The sequence below is a fragment of the Sphingomonas sp. A2-49 genome (genome assembly GCF_025548555.1).
Classification (GTDB): domain Bacteria; phylum Pseudomonadota; class Alphaproteobacteria; order Sphingomonadales; family Sphingomonadaceae; genus Sphingomonas.
In genome coordinates this window covers 755338-770860 of the sequence record NZ_JAJLPA010000001.1, presented here as the reverse complement: position 1 = coordinate 770860, position 15523 = coordinate 755338, and the positions used below count along the sequence as shown (strand labels likewise).

Here is a 15523-nt window from a genome sequence, read left to right as displayed (position 1 = left end):
CAACCGGTCAGTTCGGACAGCAGCACTTCACCAGCTTTCTAAAGCGTTTCCAGATGTCATAGACCGGCTCAGATTCTCCGCACTCGAGATCGGCAATTTGTCGCGGCTGCGACCGCTATCGGGCCGGCAGCTGTCGGAGGGTGTAGGAACGGCCCATCCCTCGTGAGATGGGCCGCTCCAAGGTCAGATTTCGGTCCGTTCTGCGAGGACTAGGGCATCCTCGATGTCGACGCCGAGGTACCTGACAGTGTTCTCGATCTTCGTGTGACCCAGCAGGATCTGGATCGCCCGAAGGTTCCCGGTAGCCTTGTAGATCATCGATGCTTTCGTACGGCGAAGCGAGTGCGTCCCGTATTCGGCGCGACGAAGTCCGACCGCATCGACCCACTCGTCTACGAGCCGGGCGTACTGTCTTGTGCTAAGATGACCCGCATAATCGACGCGGCTCGGAAAAGCGTAGTCGTGGACGGTACCACCGCGACGTTCGAGCCATGCGAGGAGACTTGCTCTGACATCGGCCGTAAGCTCGAACTGAACAGGGCGTCCGGTCTTCTGCTGCATGACGATCGCTCGAGTTCTGATATCAGGCCCGGAGACGAGGTCGCCGATCTTGATCTTCACGAGATCGCAGCCTCGCAACTTGCTGTCGATCGCCAGGTCGAACAGCGCCCTGTCACGAAGGCGCCCCTCTCGATCCAGGAAGAAGCGAACGGCCCAGATTTGCTTCTGCGTCAGCGGTCGCTTTGTGCCGACCGTCTTGCCCGCATTCCACACAGGGCGGCGATGCGTGGCAGGATCATATTGTGCATGTCCCATTGTTCGTCTCCACGGCCGTGATTGGCCGTGGCATGAACGTGGTCACGAGGGTGGGATCGCGCGCCGTTGTCGGCTCCCGACCCATTCCCGGCCGTTCGGTAAATCAGCCGGGCATCCCGAAAACAGCCGTTCCGCCAACTCGCCGCAGTCCCGTCGATAGCGGGCTCGGTCGGGTGCAGATCAACGTAGTCGCGAAGATGCCAGCGTCGATCAGGCGTCCGCTGGCGCCATCATCGGGCCGCCCTTGCTTTCGGCACGCCGGAACCCGGGCTGCTGCTCCAGGCGGTCCAGATAGGCGAGCAACGTCGATCGGACATCGAGCAAGCCTGTCCTCTTCGCCATGCCGAGATAATAGGTCATCTGCATGTCCGCGAGCATGACGCGCTCGCCCATCAGGAACGGGTTGGTGCCTAGCCCATCAGCGATGTAGTCGAGCGCCTTGCCAGCCTCTTCCTGGCAGAAGCCGTCGGTCTTCGGTCCTGCTTCCCCGGTCATCCGGCCGAGCAGGCCCAGCATGACCGGCAGCACCGCCGAACTCTCGACATAGTCGAGCCATTCCTGATGCCGCCAGAAATCGTCGGCCCCCGCGGCCGGCGTGAAGCGGCCCTGGCCGTAGCGGTCGTCGAGATAGCGCAGAATCGCCGAGGACTCGGCCAGAACGAGGTCGCCGTCGACCAGCACGGGGGACTTGCCGAGCGGATGCACCCGGCTCAGCGCGGGTGGTGCGCGGCGCTGGTCGGTGCGCGCGTACCGGACGAGTTCATAGGGCACGCCCAGTTCCTCCAGCAGCCACAGCACGCGCTGCGAGCGGGAGTGTTCAAGATGGTGGAGGGTCAGCATGATGTCGTCTTTCGAGAATGGAGGGGTGGCTCAGGCGCCCGCCGGATCACCGCTGTCGACAGGAATGGGGGCGTGCACCGAGTGGCAGATCTGCCTGAGGGCAGGCTTCAGCCCCTCTTCGAGGGTGGGGTGGTAGAAGGGCAGGCGCAGCAACTCGGTGGCGGTCATGCGCTGCGTGATCGCTAGCGTGAGCAGATGGGCGATATGCTCCATGCCAGGGCCGATCATGGCGGCACCGGTCAGCCGGCCGTCGCCCGGCGCGGCGTAGATCCGCACGCATCCTTCCGCGCGCGCCTCCACCTTGGCGCGTCCCTGATCCTCGTAGGACGCGCATCCGATCACGCTGTCGTCTCCGGCGGGATCGCCGACCGCCGCGACCGGAGGATCGGTGAAGGTGATCGAGAACGGGAGCGCACGTTCCGTCGGTTTCACCTCTGGGAAGGAGGCCGCGTTTGTGCCGGCGATCGCGCCTTCGGTGGAGGCCTCGTGCAGGATCGGCGCGTCCGCATCGGCATCGCCGGCGATGAACACGGTTGCGTCGCCGCACTGCATGGTGTGCCGGTCAAACAGTGGCACGCCCTTGTCATCGAGCGCCAACCCCGCCGCGGCGAGATCGAGCCGGTCGAGCGACGGCCGGCGTCCGGTCGCTACGAGCACCCGCTCGAACACCTTTTCGCCGCTCTCGGCCCCGCTCCAGCGCAGCAGCGCGCCGCCAGCGTGCCGCTGCGCCTCCACCGTCACGTCCAGCCGAACGGCAATGACCTTGCGCAGGATGCGGCAGAGATCCGCCATGACCGCCTCGTCCTTTACGCCAGCGAGCGATCCGTTCTGGCCGAACACCTCGACCTCTACACCGAGTTGCGCCAGCCCGTGCGCAAGTTCCACGCCGAGCGGCCCGGTGCCGATCACCGCCACGGATCGCGGAAGATCGACCAGATCGAAGATCGTGTCGCTCGTGAGCACCAGATCGCCCAGCGATTGGTAGGCTTGCGGGATGGTGGGTTTGGACCCGGTCGCGATCACGACGGCGCGCGCCGACACCGTGCGGCCATCGTCGAGCCGCAAGGTCGCGGCGTCCTGGATGCGCGCGGTTGCCTGTATCGTCGTGCCTTCGGGTAGCTTGTCGAAGGACTTGCGCGTGGCGGCGACGAACTTGTCCCGTTCCGCCCGCACCCGCGCCATCACCGCGACACCGTCCACGCGCGGCGCGGGCGCGTCGATGCCGAAGACCGGCGCGAGCCGGACCGCGGCTGCGGACTTGCCGGCCGCGATCAGCAGCTTGGAGGGCATGCAGCCCACCGTCGCGCAGGTCGTGCCGGCGAAACGATCGTCGATCAGCAGCGTGCGCGCGCCGGTCGCTCGCGCGCTGCGTTCGGCGGCAAGGCCGGCGGTTCCCGCGCCGATGACGGCCACGTCGCATGTCAGGTCGGCCATGGCTGTTCCTTGGTAGCGGCACGCGCGGTGGGAAGAGGCGGCGACCGTTGCGCTGTGCCAGAATCGACACGAGCGCACGCACGCTGTCGCGTTGTTCGTCGATGCCTTCGGGTTCGTAACCGTCAGACACCGTCTCGGGAACGTGGATAGCTTGCTCGCGCAGTGCGCGGCCCTGATCGGTCAGCGCGACCGACACCTTGCGCTCGTCTGCCGGATCGCGCCGGCGCACGACCAGCCCTGCCGCCTCCATCCTCTTGAGGAGAGGGCTGAGCGTGCCGCTGTCGAGATAGAGCCGGGCGCCCAGCGCGCCGACCGTCTGCGTCTCGTGCTCCCACGACACCAGCATGACCAGATACTGCGGATAGGTGAGCCCCAGCTCGGCCAGCACCGGGGTGTACAGTCGATTGAGCAGGTTGGTGGCGGCATAGAGCGGGAAGCATACCTGTCGATTTAGCAACAGGGGATCGATGTGCTTCGCCGGTGTCGCCGCCATCTCGCTCACCGGGTGGTGACGTTCAGCTTGACGTCGACATTGCCCTTCACCGCGTTGGAATACGGGCAGACGGCGTGTGCGGCATGGACGATCTCCTCAGCCTTCGCCTGATCGACGCCGGCGATCTCGACATCGAGCGTCACCGCCAGGTTGAAGCCGCCGGCGCCGTTCGGCAACAGGCCGACCCCTCCCACCACCACAATGTCGTTGTCGCGCACCTTGGTCTCCTGCGCGCGGGTGACGTGGATCACCGCATTCTCGAAACATGCGGCATAGCCCGCCGCGAACAGCTGTTCGGGGTTGGTGGCGCCGCCCTTGCCACCTAGTTCCTTGGGCATGGCGAGCGGCAGGTCGAGGATACCGTCCTCGCTCCTGATCGTGCCGCTGCGGCCGCCAACGGCGGTGACCTTGGTGGTGTAGAGATGGCTCAAGGCGGACTCCTTGTAGGTTGCAGGCGACAGGACACCGGCGCGACACAAGAACCACCCGGTCATCCGGGACAGTCAAGCTGCGCTCAACGCCTCCAAGGCCGTCATATAGCCCAACACCTGTTGTTCGCAACGGGATTGTGCGGGATAGAAATAGGATGTCCTACGTTGAGTGTGTCCACAGGAGGATCACCCATGCTTCGTTCATTTCTCATCGGTCTGGTCGCCGGGCAGCGGGGCATCACGCCGCTGGCGGTCCTTGCCACCGCCACGCGCCGCGGCGAGGTGGCGCCTGAGCTCCCTTTGCAGAAGCTGATGCTCAATCCTGTGATCGCCGCCGGCACCGCGGCGTTCGCCGCGGCCGAGATGGCAGGCGACAAGATGAAGACGGCACCGGACCGCACCGTGCCAATCGGCCTGGTCGTGCGGAGTGTCACTGCCGCCTATGCGGGCGCTGCCCTGGCTCCGCGCGACAAGCGATGGGTCGGTGCCGGAGTAGCGGTCGTGGCTGCGATCGGTTCGGCCTATCCCGGTCTCGCGCTGCGCAAATGGGCCATGAAGCGGTGGGGACAGACGGCGACGGGCTTCATCGAGGAGGCAATCGTGTTTGGAAGCGGTCTCGCGATCACTAATCCTAGTCTGTTCACTGCCAGCGCCGAAGCGGCATCCGCCATGCGACAGACGCCAGCGTCTTGACAGCCATTCGTACTTGCCTGGAACATTATGTCGGTCGGGACGGCTCTGGCCGTCCCGACCGCGTTCTCTCCGGGAAAAGCGTCACCGCCACGTGATGTCGGCTCCGACCCAGTTCTCGCCGTTCAGTAGATCGGCCGGGCATCCCGAAACCGGTCGTTTCACTGACTTGCAGCAGTCCCATTTTTCCATGTCCGACGGACCGTTTCGGGAAAACGCATTCGGGAACACGTTTCGGGAAACGGCTCAACCCGGAGGCATCGGGAGACCGAGCCTGCCTTGGCTGTCCAGCTGCACCTCCCAATCGGGAAGGCTGATCGTTCAGCTTACCACAACGACCGCCCGCATCAGCGCAGTATCCCGTTCGGCTTGAATATCGGCAGTCCGCGCCGGCACGGTAATATCGGGCATGACTCCAGCATCCGACTACGGCGTCTCAGGCCAATAGGCAATCAGCGGCAGATCGACCTCGACGCCCGATGCCGGCAACCCGACGAAGAAAAAGGCACCGCCGTTGATGCCACGGCGGTTGCCGCCGGTCTCCTCCCCGATCAGCGTTCCCAGCCGCTGACGCTGCATGAGGCTTGCGAAGCCGAAGGTGGCCGAAGCGTTCTTCGGGCCGACTAGAACGGCGACCTTGCCGGCGAACCGGCGACCCTTGGGCTGGATAGTGTCGGTGTCCGAAGCGTCGCCGGGACGGGTCAGATTGTAAAAGCCGGCCGCATCAGGACCGATCGCCGACGCTCCCCAATTCTTGAAGCTGCGGTCCCAGGTTTTGAGGTAGGGAACCAGCCTGTCGGGTATCTTGCGATAACGCACATGGCGGGAATAGCTGTCTGCGGTTAGGGGCGCTTCGACCAGACGGGCGACGATCGCCGCCCCGCAATCGAGCCCACCCCCATTGTCGCGCACGTCGATAACGATGCCCGAGAGCTGGCGATCGACTGCGGTGTCCAGGCTGGCGTCGATGAAGCCCTGCCAATCCCATTTCTCATGGAAGACCGCCCAAGTCGGCATGGTCAGGATGCCGACTTGGTCGTGCACTTCGAACGTCCAGCCATAGGGGGAATCCTTAGAGGGATGGCGCAACGCAGCGTCGCGCGCTGCGGCCGTCATCAACGGGCAAGCGATCGTCTCGGCTCTGCCGGCGATCCGCACCACGACACGGGTCGAGGGACTGTACGACGGGAACAGCAGCGCCCGTAGCACGTCGAATGTCGGCTGATCGGCATCGCCGGGTATGCCGAGGTTGGCCACCTTGCGCGCATCGTTGCTGCCGTCCGTGCGGGCATAAGGGAGCATCTTCGCCAGCATGGCGTGAGCGCTGATATCGTTGATCGCAACGACCTCGCTTCCGATCGGCAGATGATGCCCGCTGCCGAGATCGGCGGTGACGATCATGCGCCGGTCCAGCCATCTGAAGGCGAACGGTAAGCGATCACGCTTGCCGAACAGCGCCGACGCGACGGCCCGAGTCTGGTTGGCGGGATTAGGAAAGCTGTGACCGCACCGGACGCTTGCGGTAAACGCCGACAACGCCAGGTAGAAGTCTCCCAGCGTATGGGGCGTCGCGGCGAAGCGATCGAGGCGCTGGCGCTCGCGCTGGAAGTTCGCCGGGGTCAGATAGCGATAGAGGCCGGGATGCAGGCTGGCATAGGCGTCGCACAGAATGGCGATATCTGATCGCATCGCCGCGGGTGACAGCAGCGTATCGCTCGCCTTGGCGGGAGCGGGCAGAAAGGCGGTTGCGACCAAGCCCGACGCTCCCGTCAGAAGGTGCCGGCGATCGAGATGTATCATGGTCTTGCTCCGAGCGGATGTGCCCCGAACCGATGCCGATGCCGGTCAGGTGGTGCGCTGCAAATCCGGGCGTTCCGGGTCATTTTTGTTGGTTGAGACGCGACGATAGGCCGAGGGTGTGACGTCGAACCGCTCCTTGAAGACGCGGTTGAAGGTCGCCTTCGATCCGAAGCCGGCATCGATCGCGAGCGTCAGGATATCGCCATCGGCGCCGTCCCGCAGGCGGGCGGCGACATGCTCGACGCGCAGCCCGTTGATCGCTTCGGCGAAACCCAGCCCCAGCCCCTCGTTGAGGCCGCGGGACAGATAGGCGGTGTTGGTCCCCAGCCTGCGGGCCAGTTCGGCAAGATCGAGGTCCGGATCGCGCCACCATCCATGCGCTTCGATCCGGTCCATCCACCCGGCCGCAATCGGCCGCCAGTCGCGCTCGACCGGCTCCACGATCGGCTGCGGTCGGGCGTCCGCCTGTCGCCAGCCCTCGATCGCCAGGTAATTGCCGACGACAGCCAGCACGACGTAGAAACCGAACATATCGAAGTAAGAGAGCGGCGCGATCAACGCATCAGCAATCAGGTATCCCGTCCGCACCGTGACGATCGCGGCATAGGCGATCAGCACGGCCCGCACGCGCCTTGCTGCGGCGAGGTCGGATCGGCGCGCCACGAGCCAGCCTCGATGCCGGCGCAGCGCACGCAGGGCTGCAACGGCATATCCGACCATCGACGCGAGCAGCAGCGCCGCCAGGATTGGATCAAGCCAAGGGCGTTGCACCTGCCGGTCGAATGCGCCCCGCAGATCGAGCGGCAGGCAGAAAGCGACAGCCTGATAAGCGAACTGGGCCACCGGCAACGCGGCGTGCCAACGGGGTATCGGGCGATCGAAGATCAGGGCGTTCAGGTGCGCGTAGAGCAATGGCCCCATCGCCAGAGGAACGGCGAACGGCGCGAATGAAAGCCACAGCCATCGATCGTAGAAACCTGCATAGCCGATAGTGAACGGCGTCAGCACGCCGCACAGGACGATCAGCAACGCTCCGAGAGAGCGTCTCGCCGTCCCGCCCCGCCCGATGATGGCAGCCGCCAGCACCAGCATCTGTGCCTCGAACAGACCGAGGATGAGGGACATGGAACCGATGCTCACATGACCATCAGCCCCGCCCCGCCGACAACGTCAATGGGTGATCGAGGTGGACAGGCGCAGGCGTTATGGTTCTCGAAATACGAGGCTGGGCGGATTGCGAGAACGCTGGTGTTTTCTCTTTTGCCGATCCCAGATGGGAAGCGAGCGTTGGCTCGACGTCGCGATAGGGCAATTTCACCGGATGCCCCAGCGCTTGAACCTGACCGCCCTCCTCATCGACGAATATGACACCGCTCTCTCCTTCTTCGTCGGGAAGCTTGGCTTCGAGCTGCGTGAAGATACCGCGCTGACAGATGACAAGCGGTGGGTCGTGGTCGCGCCGTACGGCGCGGCGAGCGGACTGCTACTGGCGAGGGCTGTCGGCGAGAGGCAACGTGAGGCGATCGGCGATCAGAGCGGCGGTCGCGTGTTCCTGTTTCTCGAAACAGACGACTTCGCCCGTGACCACCTCGCCTACACGCAGCAGGGTATCCGCTTCGTCGAGGCGCCTCGCCATGAACCATATGGCATCGTGGCTGTCTTCGAAGACCTCTACGGCAACCGATGGGATCTGGTCGAACCTTTCATCCGGCAAGCGGCGATTCCTGTTTGAGCATCCATTTCGAGAACGTCAGTGCCCTCTCGCTGGCCGTTCCCAATCGGGAAAGCGGTCAGCTCTTTGGGGCAGGCACCACGATGCTAGACTCCTTGATTGGGCGGCCAACGAAGAAGTCGGCGATCATGCCGGGAATGGCCGGCTGTGCCTCGAACAGGTCGTGTCCGCCGCCATGTACGGTAACGCGCGTGACGCGCGAGAGGCCGATGGTTGCAGCGGCCTGTTCCTCAATCGGCGTCCGCAGATCGAGGTCGCCGCTGAATATCAGCGTCGGGATCGCCGAGCGCACGTCGGTTCGGAAGGCGTCGCCGAGGTCCATCCCCGGCACCGTCGCGGCGACCTGCGGCATGGGAAAATTCGTCGCCGCGCCGACGATCGCAGCGGGCGCTTCCCGCCCGATCGTAGCGAGGCGCGACGGACTGACACCGGAGGCGAGGTCCATCAGCTCGGGCATCCCGCTCATGGTCAGGGGATCCTTGAGGAAGGCGCCATACAGCAGCGGGGCGACCGCTTGGCCCTGCCCGGCATCGAACGCCGCATAGAGCTGGCCCAGTTGCCCTATGCCGGCCGGGTTCTTGGCGATGCCCCCGATCAGCACCCGCAGCGGGAACGAGTCCATCGCGAAGCTGATCTTGCCCGTGGCGTCGCCCAGCGTCATCACCTGCGGCTTGGCATCCAGCTTAGCGTGGACGCGCCGCATCGTGGCAAGTAGGTCGTCACCGTTTGCGGCCCCAGCCGAGCCAGCGAGCCGTCCGAGCGCGGCATCGACCCGCGCCGGCAGTTTGACGGTTTGGTCCATGCCTTCAACCGAGGCCATGACAACGCGATCGACGCTGCCCGGATGGCGGCGCATCATCTCGAATGCCAGATGGGTGCCATAGGATATTGCCCAGAGCCGCAGCTTAGGAGCGCCGATTGCACGGCGTAGGTCTTCCACGTCGTCAGCGTTCTCCGGCGTCGTGTATCCCTCAACCGCAACTCCCGCCGCGCGCCACTCGCCCACGCATTTCGTCAGCGTGTCGCGGTAGTAGCGGGTGAACGTCTGTTCGTTCAGCCCACCGGCGGGGTCGATGCTGGTGCTGGCCTTGCATGGCGGGACGGAGTTCGAGATGCCGACACCGCGCTGGTCGAGTGCAATCACGTCACCCAGCGCGCGCAGGGCGAGGAAGATCGGCTGCCTTGCTCCTTGAGCGGCATCGATCCCCGACCCGCCAGGACCGCCAGCGAGATAGACGATCGGTGCGCCGGGATGCGCGGCGGTAGACCGGAACCGGACGAAGCCGATGCGGATGCGCCGCGACGAGGCGTTCCCGCGCCGCTCGGGCACTTCGAACGATCCGCGTTCGGCCTGTATGACAGTGCCGTCTCGGAGCTTGAAGGCATAGGGCTCAACCTTCAGCGCGGGGGCTGCGGCGCCGATCGTTTGCCGGACGGGAGCCATGCCGGGAGTGGCCGCGAGCGCCGGCACAGCCGCTATTGCCAGCACCGTGCCGGCAATCACGCGCGAAAGCCCGATACAGCTTTTCCGCAACCGCTTCGCTTCTGGACCGGCGACCTGCATAAACCTACCTTTCAAGCATCATGTGATTAGCCTATGGTAATTAGATGGAAGAAACTAGCAAGAGCCATTCGATCGCGAACGATATCTCCATCATGGCGGTGCGGCTGATCCGTTGGCTGCGTGCGGTCGACGAAACGGCGGCCCTATCAGGCCCGCTCACATCGGCGATGGCGGTCGTCGTTCACTCCGGCGGGATCGCGCCATCGGCCCTTGCCGATCTGGAGCAGGTACGCCGTCCGACGATCACGCGGCTGGTGGACGAGCTCGTATCGCGGAACCTGGTTCGCCGGGAACCTCACCCTACTGACAAGCGGGGATCGATCGTCGTGGCTACCGCCGAAGGGCTAGCCCTCTGGCGGACGGGTCAACTACGCGCCACGGCACCGCTGGCGGCGCGGATCGACGCGCTCAATCCTGACGAGCGGCAACGACTAGAGGCGATTTTGCCATTGCTGGCGCGGGTAATGGAGCCGCCTAGCGAATGATCCTTACCATTTGAGAACGGTTGCGAGAACGATTCTGCTTTCCCATTTCTCGATCGATTTCCGCGGAAGCGGCTAAGACGCTCCGTTCACGCTCACCTTATGTTGATCCGCCCACGCTTCGAGCCATTGGATTGCGAAGTCGAGCATCAGACGGGCATCGACCAGCAGCGATGGCGCAGCACCGATCACGTTTTGATTGCCTTCGCCACCCTCGACATAGGCGGTCACGATCTGCTCGATATAATTATCAGGCAGGTCTTCGTGAACGGGATCGCCGGTCTCGAACTCCTCCATAAAGCGCCATTCGGTGCCGCTCGCACCTGCAAACGGCACCTCGATTCGGATTGTCCGCTTGTCGGGAATAGCGGCGAGATGATCGGCATGATGAACTAGCGTCATCGTGTCCCACGGCGCGCCCACCATCAAGACGCTGCCGCCAATCTCGACCTGTGGATCGGCGTGGAAAAAGGACCCCGGTAGCGGGGTGATCGGCGTCGAAAAAGGACCCCTCATCCCGGTGGTCTAGGCTGTCCGCTTGGCGGTGTGTCAGGCGGCGAGATCGGGATGTTGGTATTGGAGACGGTGTTGAGGATCCGGCGCGAGCACGCGGCGGGAAAAGCCATCAAGGCGATCATGCGAGACCTGCATTTATCTCGCAAAGTGGTGCGCAAGGCGATCCGGTCGCCGGAGGCGGACATGGGCTACCGGCGTGAGGTGCAGCCGCTGCCGAAGCTGGGGCCGTTCCAGGCGCGACTGAATGCGTTGCTCGATGAAGACGAGGCGCGGCCGCGGCGCGAGAAGCTGCGCATCACGCGTATCCACGATCTGCTGCTGCGCGAGGGGTTCGACGGCTCGTATGATGCGGTGCGCCGCTATGCGGCCCGCTGGCGGCAGGCACGTCGTCGGGACGTGATGAATGCACCAGCGTTCATCCCGCTGCTGTTTCGGCCGGGCGAGGCCTATCAGTTCGACTGGAGCCACGAGGACGTCGAGATCGCGGGCAAGCCGATGCGCGTGAAGGTCGCCCATGTGCGGCTGTGCGCGTCGCGGGTGATATACGTGCGAGCCTATCCGCGTGAGACGCAAGAGATGCTGTTCGACGCGCATGCGCGGGCGTTCGCCTTCTTCGGGGGCGTACCGACGCGCGGCATCTACGACAACATGAAGACGGCGGTGACGAGCGTGTTCACCGGCAAGGAGCGGGTCTTCAACCGGCGCTTCCTGGTCATGGCCAGCCACTACATGGTCGAACCGACAGCCTGCTCGCCAGCAGCCGGCTGGGAGAAAGGTCAGGTCGAGAACCAGGTGCAGACCGCACGTGGCCGGTTCTTCCAGCCGCGTCTGCGCTTTGCCAGCATCGAGGAGCTGAACGGCTGGCTTGAGGCGGAGTGCCTGCGCTGGGCGGACATGCACCAGCATCCCGAGCAGAAGGAACTGACGGTCGCTCAGGCATGGGCTGCCGAGCGTAGCTTGCTCCAGCCGGTCGTAGCGCCCTTCGATAGGTTCTATGAGAGCGAGCACGCGGTAAGCGGCACGTGCCTGATAAACTTCGACCGCAACCGCTACTCGGTCACGGCCAAGGTCGTGCGGCGTGCGGTCCAGGTCCGTGCGTATGCCGACCGCATCGTCGTGCGCTGCGACGGCGAGGTCGTTGCCGACCATCCCCGGTTCTTCGGTCGTGACCGGACCATCTACGACCCGTGGCACTATTTGCCTGTGCTGGTGACCAAGCCGGGCGCCCTGCGCAACGGTGCGCCGTTCCAGGGCTGGGAGCTGCCACCTGCGCTATCACGGCTGCGGCGCAAGCTCGGCGCCGGCGACGATGCCGACCGGCGCTTCGTACGGGTGCTGGCGGCGGTGCTCGACGACGGGCTGGAGGCAGTTGAAGCAGCCGTGCACGAGGCGTTGCTGGCCGGCGTCACCAGCGACGACGTCATCCTCAACATCCTGGCCCGCAGGCGAGAACCGCCACGACCGTTGACCATCGTCACGCCCGAAGACCTGGCGCTGCGTCATCCGCCGCGTGCCGACTGCGGTCGCTATGACAGCCTGCGAGGCCTTCATGCAGCGGCATGAGATGATGACGGCGATGGCGGGGCTTGGCCTCAAGGGCATGGCCGGCGCGTTCGACGAGGCGGTGACCACCGGCCTGCAGCGCAAGCGCACGACGATGGAGATCCTGACCGACCTGCTGCGTGCCGAGGCAACCCACCGCCATGCAGCGTCGGTCCGCTACCGGATGTCAGCCGCCAGGCTACCAGCGGTGAAGGATCTCGACGCCTTCGTCTTCGAGGACACCCCCATCAACGAAGGCCTGGTGCGCTCGCTGCACAGCGGCTCGTTCCTGGCGGGCCAGCGCAACGTCGTGCTGGTCGGTGGAACGGGCACCGGCAAGACACACCTGGCCAGCGCCATTACCGCCAACGTCGTGCGAGCTGGCGCTCGCGGACACTATTTCAACACGGTCGACCTGGTGAACCGGCTCGAGGAGGAGAACCGCCTCGGCAAGGCGGGCACGCTGGCGGCTCAGCTCTCCCGGCTCGACCTCGTGGTGCTCGACGAGCTGGGCTACCTGCCATTCGCCCGCTCGGGCGGTCAGCTGCTCTTCCATCTGGTCAGCAAACTCTACGAGCGCACTTCCGTCATCGTCACTACGAACCTTGCCTTTGGCGAATGGCCCACCGTCTTCGGTGATCCCAAGATGACCACCGCGCTGCTCGACCGCATTACCCACCACTGCGACATCGTCGAGACCGGCAACGACAGCTGGCGCTTCAAGCACCGCAGCTAATGCCCGGGACCACCGGTCAAAGACGCTTCGCGCTGGTTGCGCCTCCGGTCGGGCTACGCCCGCCCTACGCCGCAACCAGCGCGAACGGCACGCCCGCCATAACCGTCACGCTGCACGACGAAGGGGGTCCCTTTTGGACGCCGATAGGGGTCCTTTTTGGACGCCGATTGACATACCCGTATTTCGGCTCGGAGTGTCGTAACCAGATCTAGAGTGCCCCGGATATGACTTGACGGCTTCACCGGGCAATGTGAGCATCCCACGGAGCGTTCCTGTTCGGTGATATCCGCTCGGAGGTGTTGGCCTCGAAGGTCGGCAGATACTTAACCATTGGCGAGGCGTATGTTAGATGGTTAGGAGTATACAATTAGGTTGACTTATAAATTCCTGCATTGTGACATAGGTCAAGCGGGGCGACTTGATACTTCGGGGGAAGCATGGATTCTACAATCATCATGCCGCCAGCCGGCCAGTATTTACGAGAGGCATCCATTCGTGGAGGCATGGACCTCCTTTTTTTGCCAACACCCGGCATTTTAAAAAGGCCGATACGAAGCTGGCTCTATCTGGCTTGGGACGCGCGCACTACCGGGTCCTCTACTTCGTCGCGAGACGGCCGGATATGCCGGTTGGCGAGCTTCTTTCCATACTAGATGTGACGAAGCAGTCCTTCCGGCGAGTATCCAGCTACCTGATCTCGTCCGGCTTTTTAGAGCAGCGTATAGGATTGGACGATCGACGCCACCGCCTACTACGATTGACCCCTCAGGGACGCGTGCTTGAGCGCGAGATTTTCGAAGATCTTCATGCCAATATGGAGCGTGCCTACAATGAGGCCGGCGGAGATGCCGTCGCTGGCTTCTGGGTGGTGCTTCAGCACCTCATCGGCACCGAGGCTCGCGTCCATTTTCAGGCGGTCCATGCAATTGGCGAGTAACAACGCGACATCAGAGCGCTCCTGACCAGAGATTGCGGGCGCTGCGCCCGAACACAGATTCGTCATCTATCATCCGGTGTGTCCAGACATCCGGCCCAAGGTGGCTGCCAAAACCGACAATAAGGGTTTTCGCGTCAGCAAGGTGGGAACGCTTTTGTACAGTTGAGATGTAGAGCCTTGACTGTTGCCTAACTGCCCGCCCCGAAGGGCTGGAATGTCGCCACGACCCACAGCCGGCCATTCATAGCTAGTTTGCCGCTCTTCAACTTCAAACACTTGTTCATACGGTCGGCACGGTGCCGAAGTCGGTCATGAACTCGCTGCGACTAGAGCGTTTTCCGGCCGACCTGAGTCGAAGGGGATTCACACGGACGCGCTGATCTGATTCACAGTGCTGGCTGGATGGAGGCCGGCATGGATGGGCAAGCCGTTGTCGATGGATCTGCGGTTGCGGGTGCTGGCCGCGGTTGACGAGGGGATGAGTTGCCGGGCTGCGGCGGTGCGGTTTGGTGTGGCGGCCGCGACGGTGATCCGGTGGCACGACCAGCGCCGCAGCACGGGCAGTTACGCCGCCAAGCCGCAGGGCGGGGACACGCGGTCGCGGCGGATCGAAGCGCATCGGGAGACGGTGCTGGCGCTGTACGAGGCACGGCGCGACATCACGCTGGACGAGCTGCGTCGCGAGCTGGGCCAGGCGGGCGTGACGGTGGCGATCTCGACGCTGCACCGCTTCTTCGCGCGCCACGGGATCACGCGTAAAAAAAGACCGGACATGCGGCCGAGCAGGACCGCGCCGACGTCCTGAGTGCGCGCGAGGACTGGTTCGATGGCCAGCTCGACCTCGACCCTGCGCGGCTGGTGTTCATCGACGAGACCTGGACGGCGACCAACATGACGCGCAGTCACGGTCGCTGCCGGCGAGGCGAGCGGCTGCGGATGGGTTACCCGCACGGCCATCGCAAGACGACCACGTTGGTCGCGGGCCTGCGCATGACCGGCATGGTCGCACCGATGGTGCTCGACGGGCCGATCAACGGCGACTGGTTCGAGGCCTATGTCCGACAGATCCTCGTTCCCGACCTCAGGCGCGGCGACGTGGTCATCATGGACAACCTGTCCAGCCACAAGCGTGCCAGCGTCCGCGAAGCTATCGAGGCCGTCGGTGCCCGCCTGCTGTTCCTCCCGCCATACAGCCCCGACTTCAACCCGATCGAGAAAGCCTTCTCCCGCCTCAAAGCCATGCTCCGCAAGGCTGGCGAGCGGACCGTCTCCGGGCTTTGGTCTCTCATCGGCAAGCTGGTCGACCTCTTCCAGCCACAGCAATGCGCCAACTACTTCAGCTCCTGCGGCTATGATCCGGACTGAACGGAATTCGCTCTAGAGCGGCCGAGCTCCTCGACAGCGTTGTTCCCTCATGAGACGAAACAGCCAAGGCCGTCTGCCGCGACGATGCTCTGATCATCGCATCGCGACCGAATGCAATGATCGTCGAGGAATGCGTGAGCCAAAG

At 64.2% G+C, this 15523-nt stretch carries 15 protein-coding genes and 2 pseudogenes; 7 read left to right on the top strand and 10 right to left on the bottom strand.

Going from position 1 to position 15523, the window contains the following annotated elements; translation table 11 throughout:
- Positions 1–183: 183 nt before the first annotated feature.
- From LPN01_RS03670 to LPN01_RS03650, 5 genes and pseudogenes are all read right to left on the bottom strand, one after another.
- Positions 184–816 (bottom strand): tyrosine-type recombinase/integrase, encoded by a 633-nt coding sequence (locus LPN01_RS03670; protein WP_262826975.1) that lies wholly within the window; start codon positions 814–816, stop codon positions 184–186.
- A gap of 210 nt (positions 817–1026) precedes the next feature.
- Positions 1027–1656: a glutathione S-transferase family protein gene (locus LPN01_RS03665; RefSeq protein ID WP_262826974.1), complete on the bottom strand. Its 630-nt coding sequence runs from the start codon at positions 1654–1656 to the stop codon at positions 1027–1029.
- 30 nt (positions 1657–1686) lie between these two features.
- The gene (locus LPN01_RS03660; RefSeq protein ID WP_262826973.1) at positions 1687–3090 is read right to left on the bottom strand and encodes a dihydrolipoyl dehydrogenase; all 1404 of its coding nucleotides are present in this window, start codon (positions 3088–3090) and stop codon (positions 1687–1689) included.
- Positions 3091–3139: 49 nt separating this feature from the next.
- Positions 3140–3583 (bottom strand): annotated as a pseudogene (locus LPN01_RS03655) (MarR family winged helix-turn-helix transcriptional regulator); the annotation flags it as partial.
- Positions 3584–3588: 5 nt separating this feature from the next.
- The gene (locus LPN01_RS03650) at positions 3589–4014 is read right to left on the bottom strand and encodes an organic hydroperoxide resistance protein (protein ID WP_262826972.1); all 426 of its coding nucleotides are present in this window, start codon (positions 4012–4014) and stop codon (positions 3589–3591) included.
- A gap of 192 nt (positions 4015–4206) precedes the next feature.
- Between LPN01_RS03650 and LPN01_RS03645 the strand changes: the two genes are divergently transcribed.
- A complete protein-coding gene (locus LPN01_RS03645) occupies positions 4207–4707 on the top strand; it encodes a DUF4126 domain-containing protein (protein WP_262826971.1) in 501 nt (166 codons plus the stop codon).
- 423 nt (positions 4708–5130) lie between these two features.
- On the opposite strand, the gene LPN01_RS03640 is transcribed toward LPN01_RS03645, so the two are convergent.
- Both LPN01_RS03640 and LPN01_RS03635 read right to left on the bottom strand, forming a co-directional pair.
- Complete coding sequence (locus tag LPN01_RS03640) at positions 5131–6504, bottom strand: S41 family peptidase (protein WP_262826970.1); 1374 nt, start codon at positions 6502–6504, stop codon at positions 5131–5133.
- A gap of 45 nt (positions 6505–6549) precedes the next feature.
- On the bottom strand, positions 6550–7629 hold the full coding sequence (locus LPN01_RS03635) for an AraC family transcriptional regulator (RefSeq protein WP_262826969.1): 1080 nt from the start codon (positions 7627–7629) through the stop codon (positions 6550–6552).
- A 196-nt stretch (positions 7630–7825) separates the two neighbouring features.
- On the opposite strand from LPN01_RS03635, the gene LPN01_RS03630 reads away from it, so the two are divergent.
- Positions 7826–8236 (top strand): VOC family protein, encoded by a 411-nt coding sequence (locus LPN01_RS03630; protein WP_410482790.1) that lies wholly within the window; start codon positions 7826–7828, stop codon positions 8234–8236.
- Between the two features lie 58 nt (positions 8237–8294).
- Here LPN01_RS03630 and LPN01_RS03625 read toward each other — a convergent pair whose 3' ends face one another.
- Positions 8295–9800 carry an alpha/beta fold hydrolase gene (locus tag LPN01_RS03625; protein WP_262826968.1) on the bottom strand — a complete coding sequence of 502 codons (1506 nt, stop codon included), beginning with the start codon at positions 9798–9800 and terminating at the stop codon, positions 8295–8297.
- 44 nt (positions 9801–9844) lie between these two features.
- On the opposite strand from LPN01_RS03625, the gene LPN01_RS03620 reads away from it, so the two are divergent.
- Complete coding sequence (locus tag LPN01_RS03620; RefSeq protein ID WP_262826967.1) at positions 9845–10285, top strand: MarR family winged helix-turn-helix transcriptional regulator; 441 nt, start codon at positions 9845–9847, stop codon at positions 10283–10285.
- A 72-nt stretch (positions 10286–10357) separates the two neighbouring features.
- Here the strand turns inward: LPN01_RS03620 and LPN01_RS03615 are convergent, their stop codons facing one another.
- Positions 10358–10798 carry an AAC(3) family N-acetyltransferase gene (locus LPN01_RS03615; RefSeq protein ID WP_262826966.1) on the bottom strand — a complete coding sequence of 147 codons (441 nt, stop codon included), beginning with the start codon at positions 10796–10798 and terminating at the stop codon, positions 10358–10360.
- A gap of 51 nt (positions 10799–10849) precedes the next feature.
- On the opposite strand from LPN01_RS03615, the gene istA reads away from it, so the two are divergent.
- The 3 genes and pseudogenes from istA to LPN01_RS19050 all read left to right on the top strand — a co-directional run.
- Complete coding sequence (gene istA, locus LPN01_RS03610) at positions 10850–12361, top strand: IS21 family transposase (protein WP_262826965.1); 1512 nt, start codon at positions 10850–10852, stop codon at positions 12359–12361.
- On the top strand, positions 12348–13076 hold the full coding sequence (istB, locus tag LPN01_RS03605) for an IS21-like element helper ATPase IstB (protein WP_056634497.1): 729 nt from the start codon (positions 12348–12350) through the stop codon (positions 13074–13076). Before istA ends, istB begins: the two co-directional genes overlap by 14 nt.
- A gap of 622 nt (positions 13077–13698) precedes the next feature.
- A pseudogene (locus tag LPN01_RS19050) lies at positions 13699–13758 on the top strand (hypothetical protein); the annotation flags it as partial.
- A 69-nt stretch (positions 13759–13827) separates the two neighbouring features.
- Here the strand turns inward: LPN01_RS19050 and LPN01_RS19045 are convergent.
- Positions 13828–14079, bottom strand: a complete 252-nt coding sequence (locus LPN01_RS19045) for a hypothetical protein (RefSeq protein WP_316746761.1) — start codon at positions 14077–14079, stop codon at positions 13828–13830.
- A 352-nt stretch (positions 14080–14431) separates the two neighbouring features.
- Here LPN01_RS19045 and LPN01_RS03595 point away from each other — a divergent pair.
- Positions 14432–15378, top strand: a protein-coding gene (locus LPN01_RS03595; protein WP_262826964.1) for an IS630 family transposase whose coding sequence is annotated in 2 segments (ribosomal slippage) — positions 14432–14771 and positions 14771–15378 — 948 coding nt in all. Because the reading frame shifts where the segments join, the coding sequence is not laid out codon by codon here.
- Positions 15379–15523 lie beyond the last annotated feature (145 nt).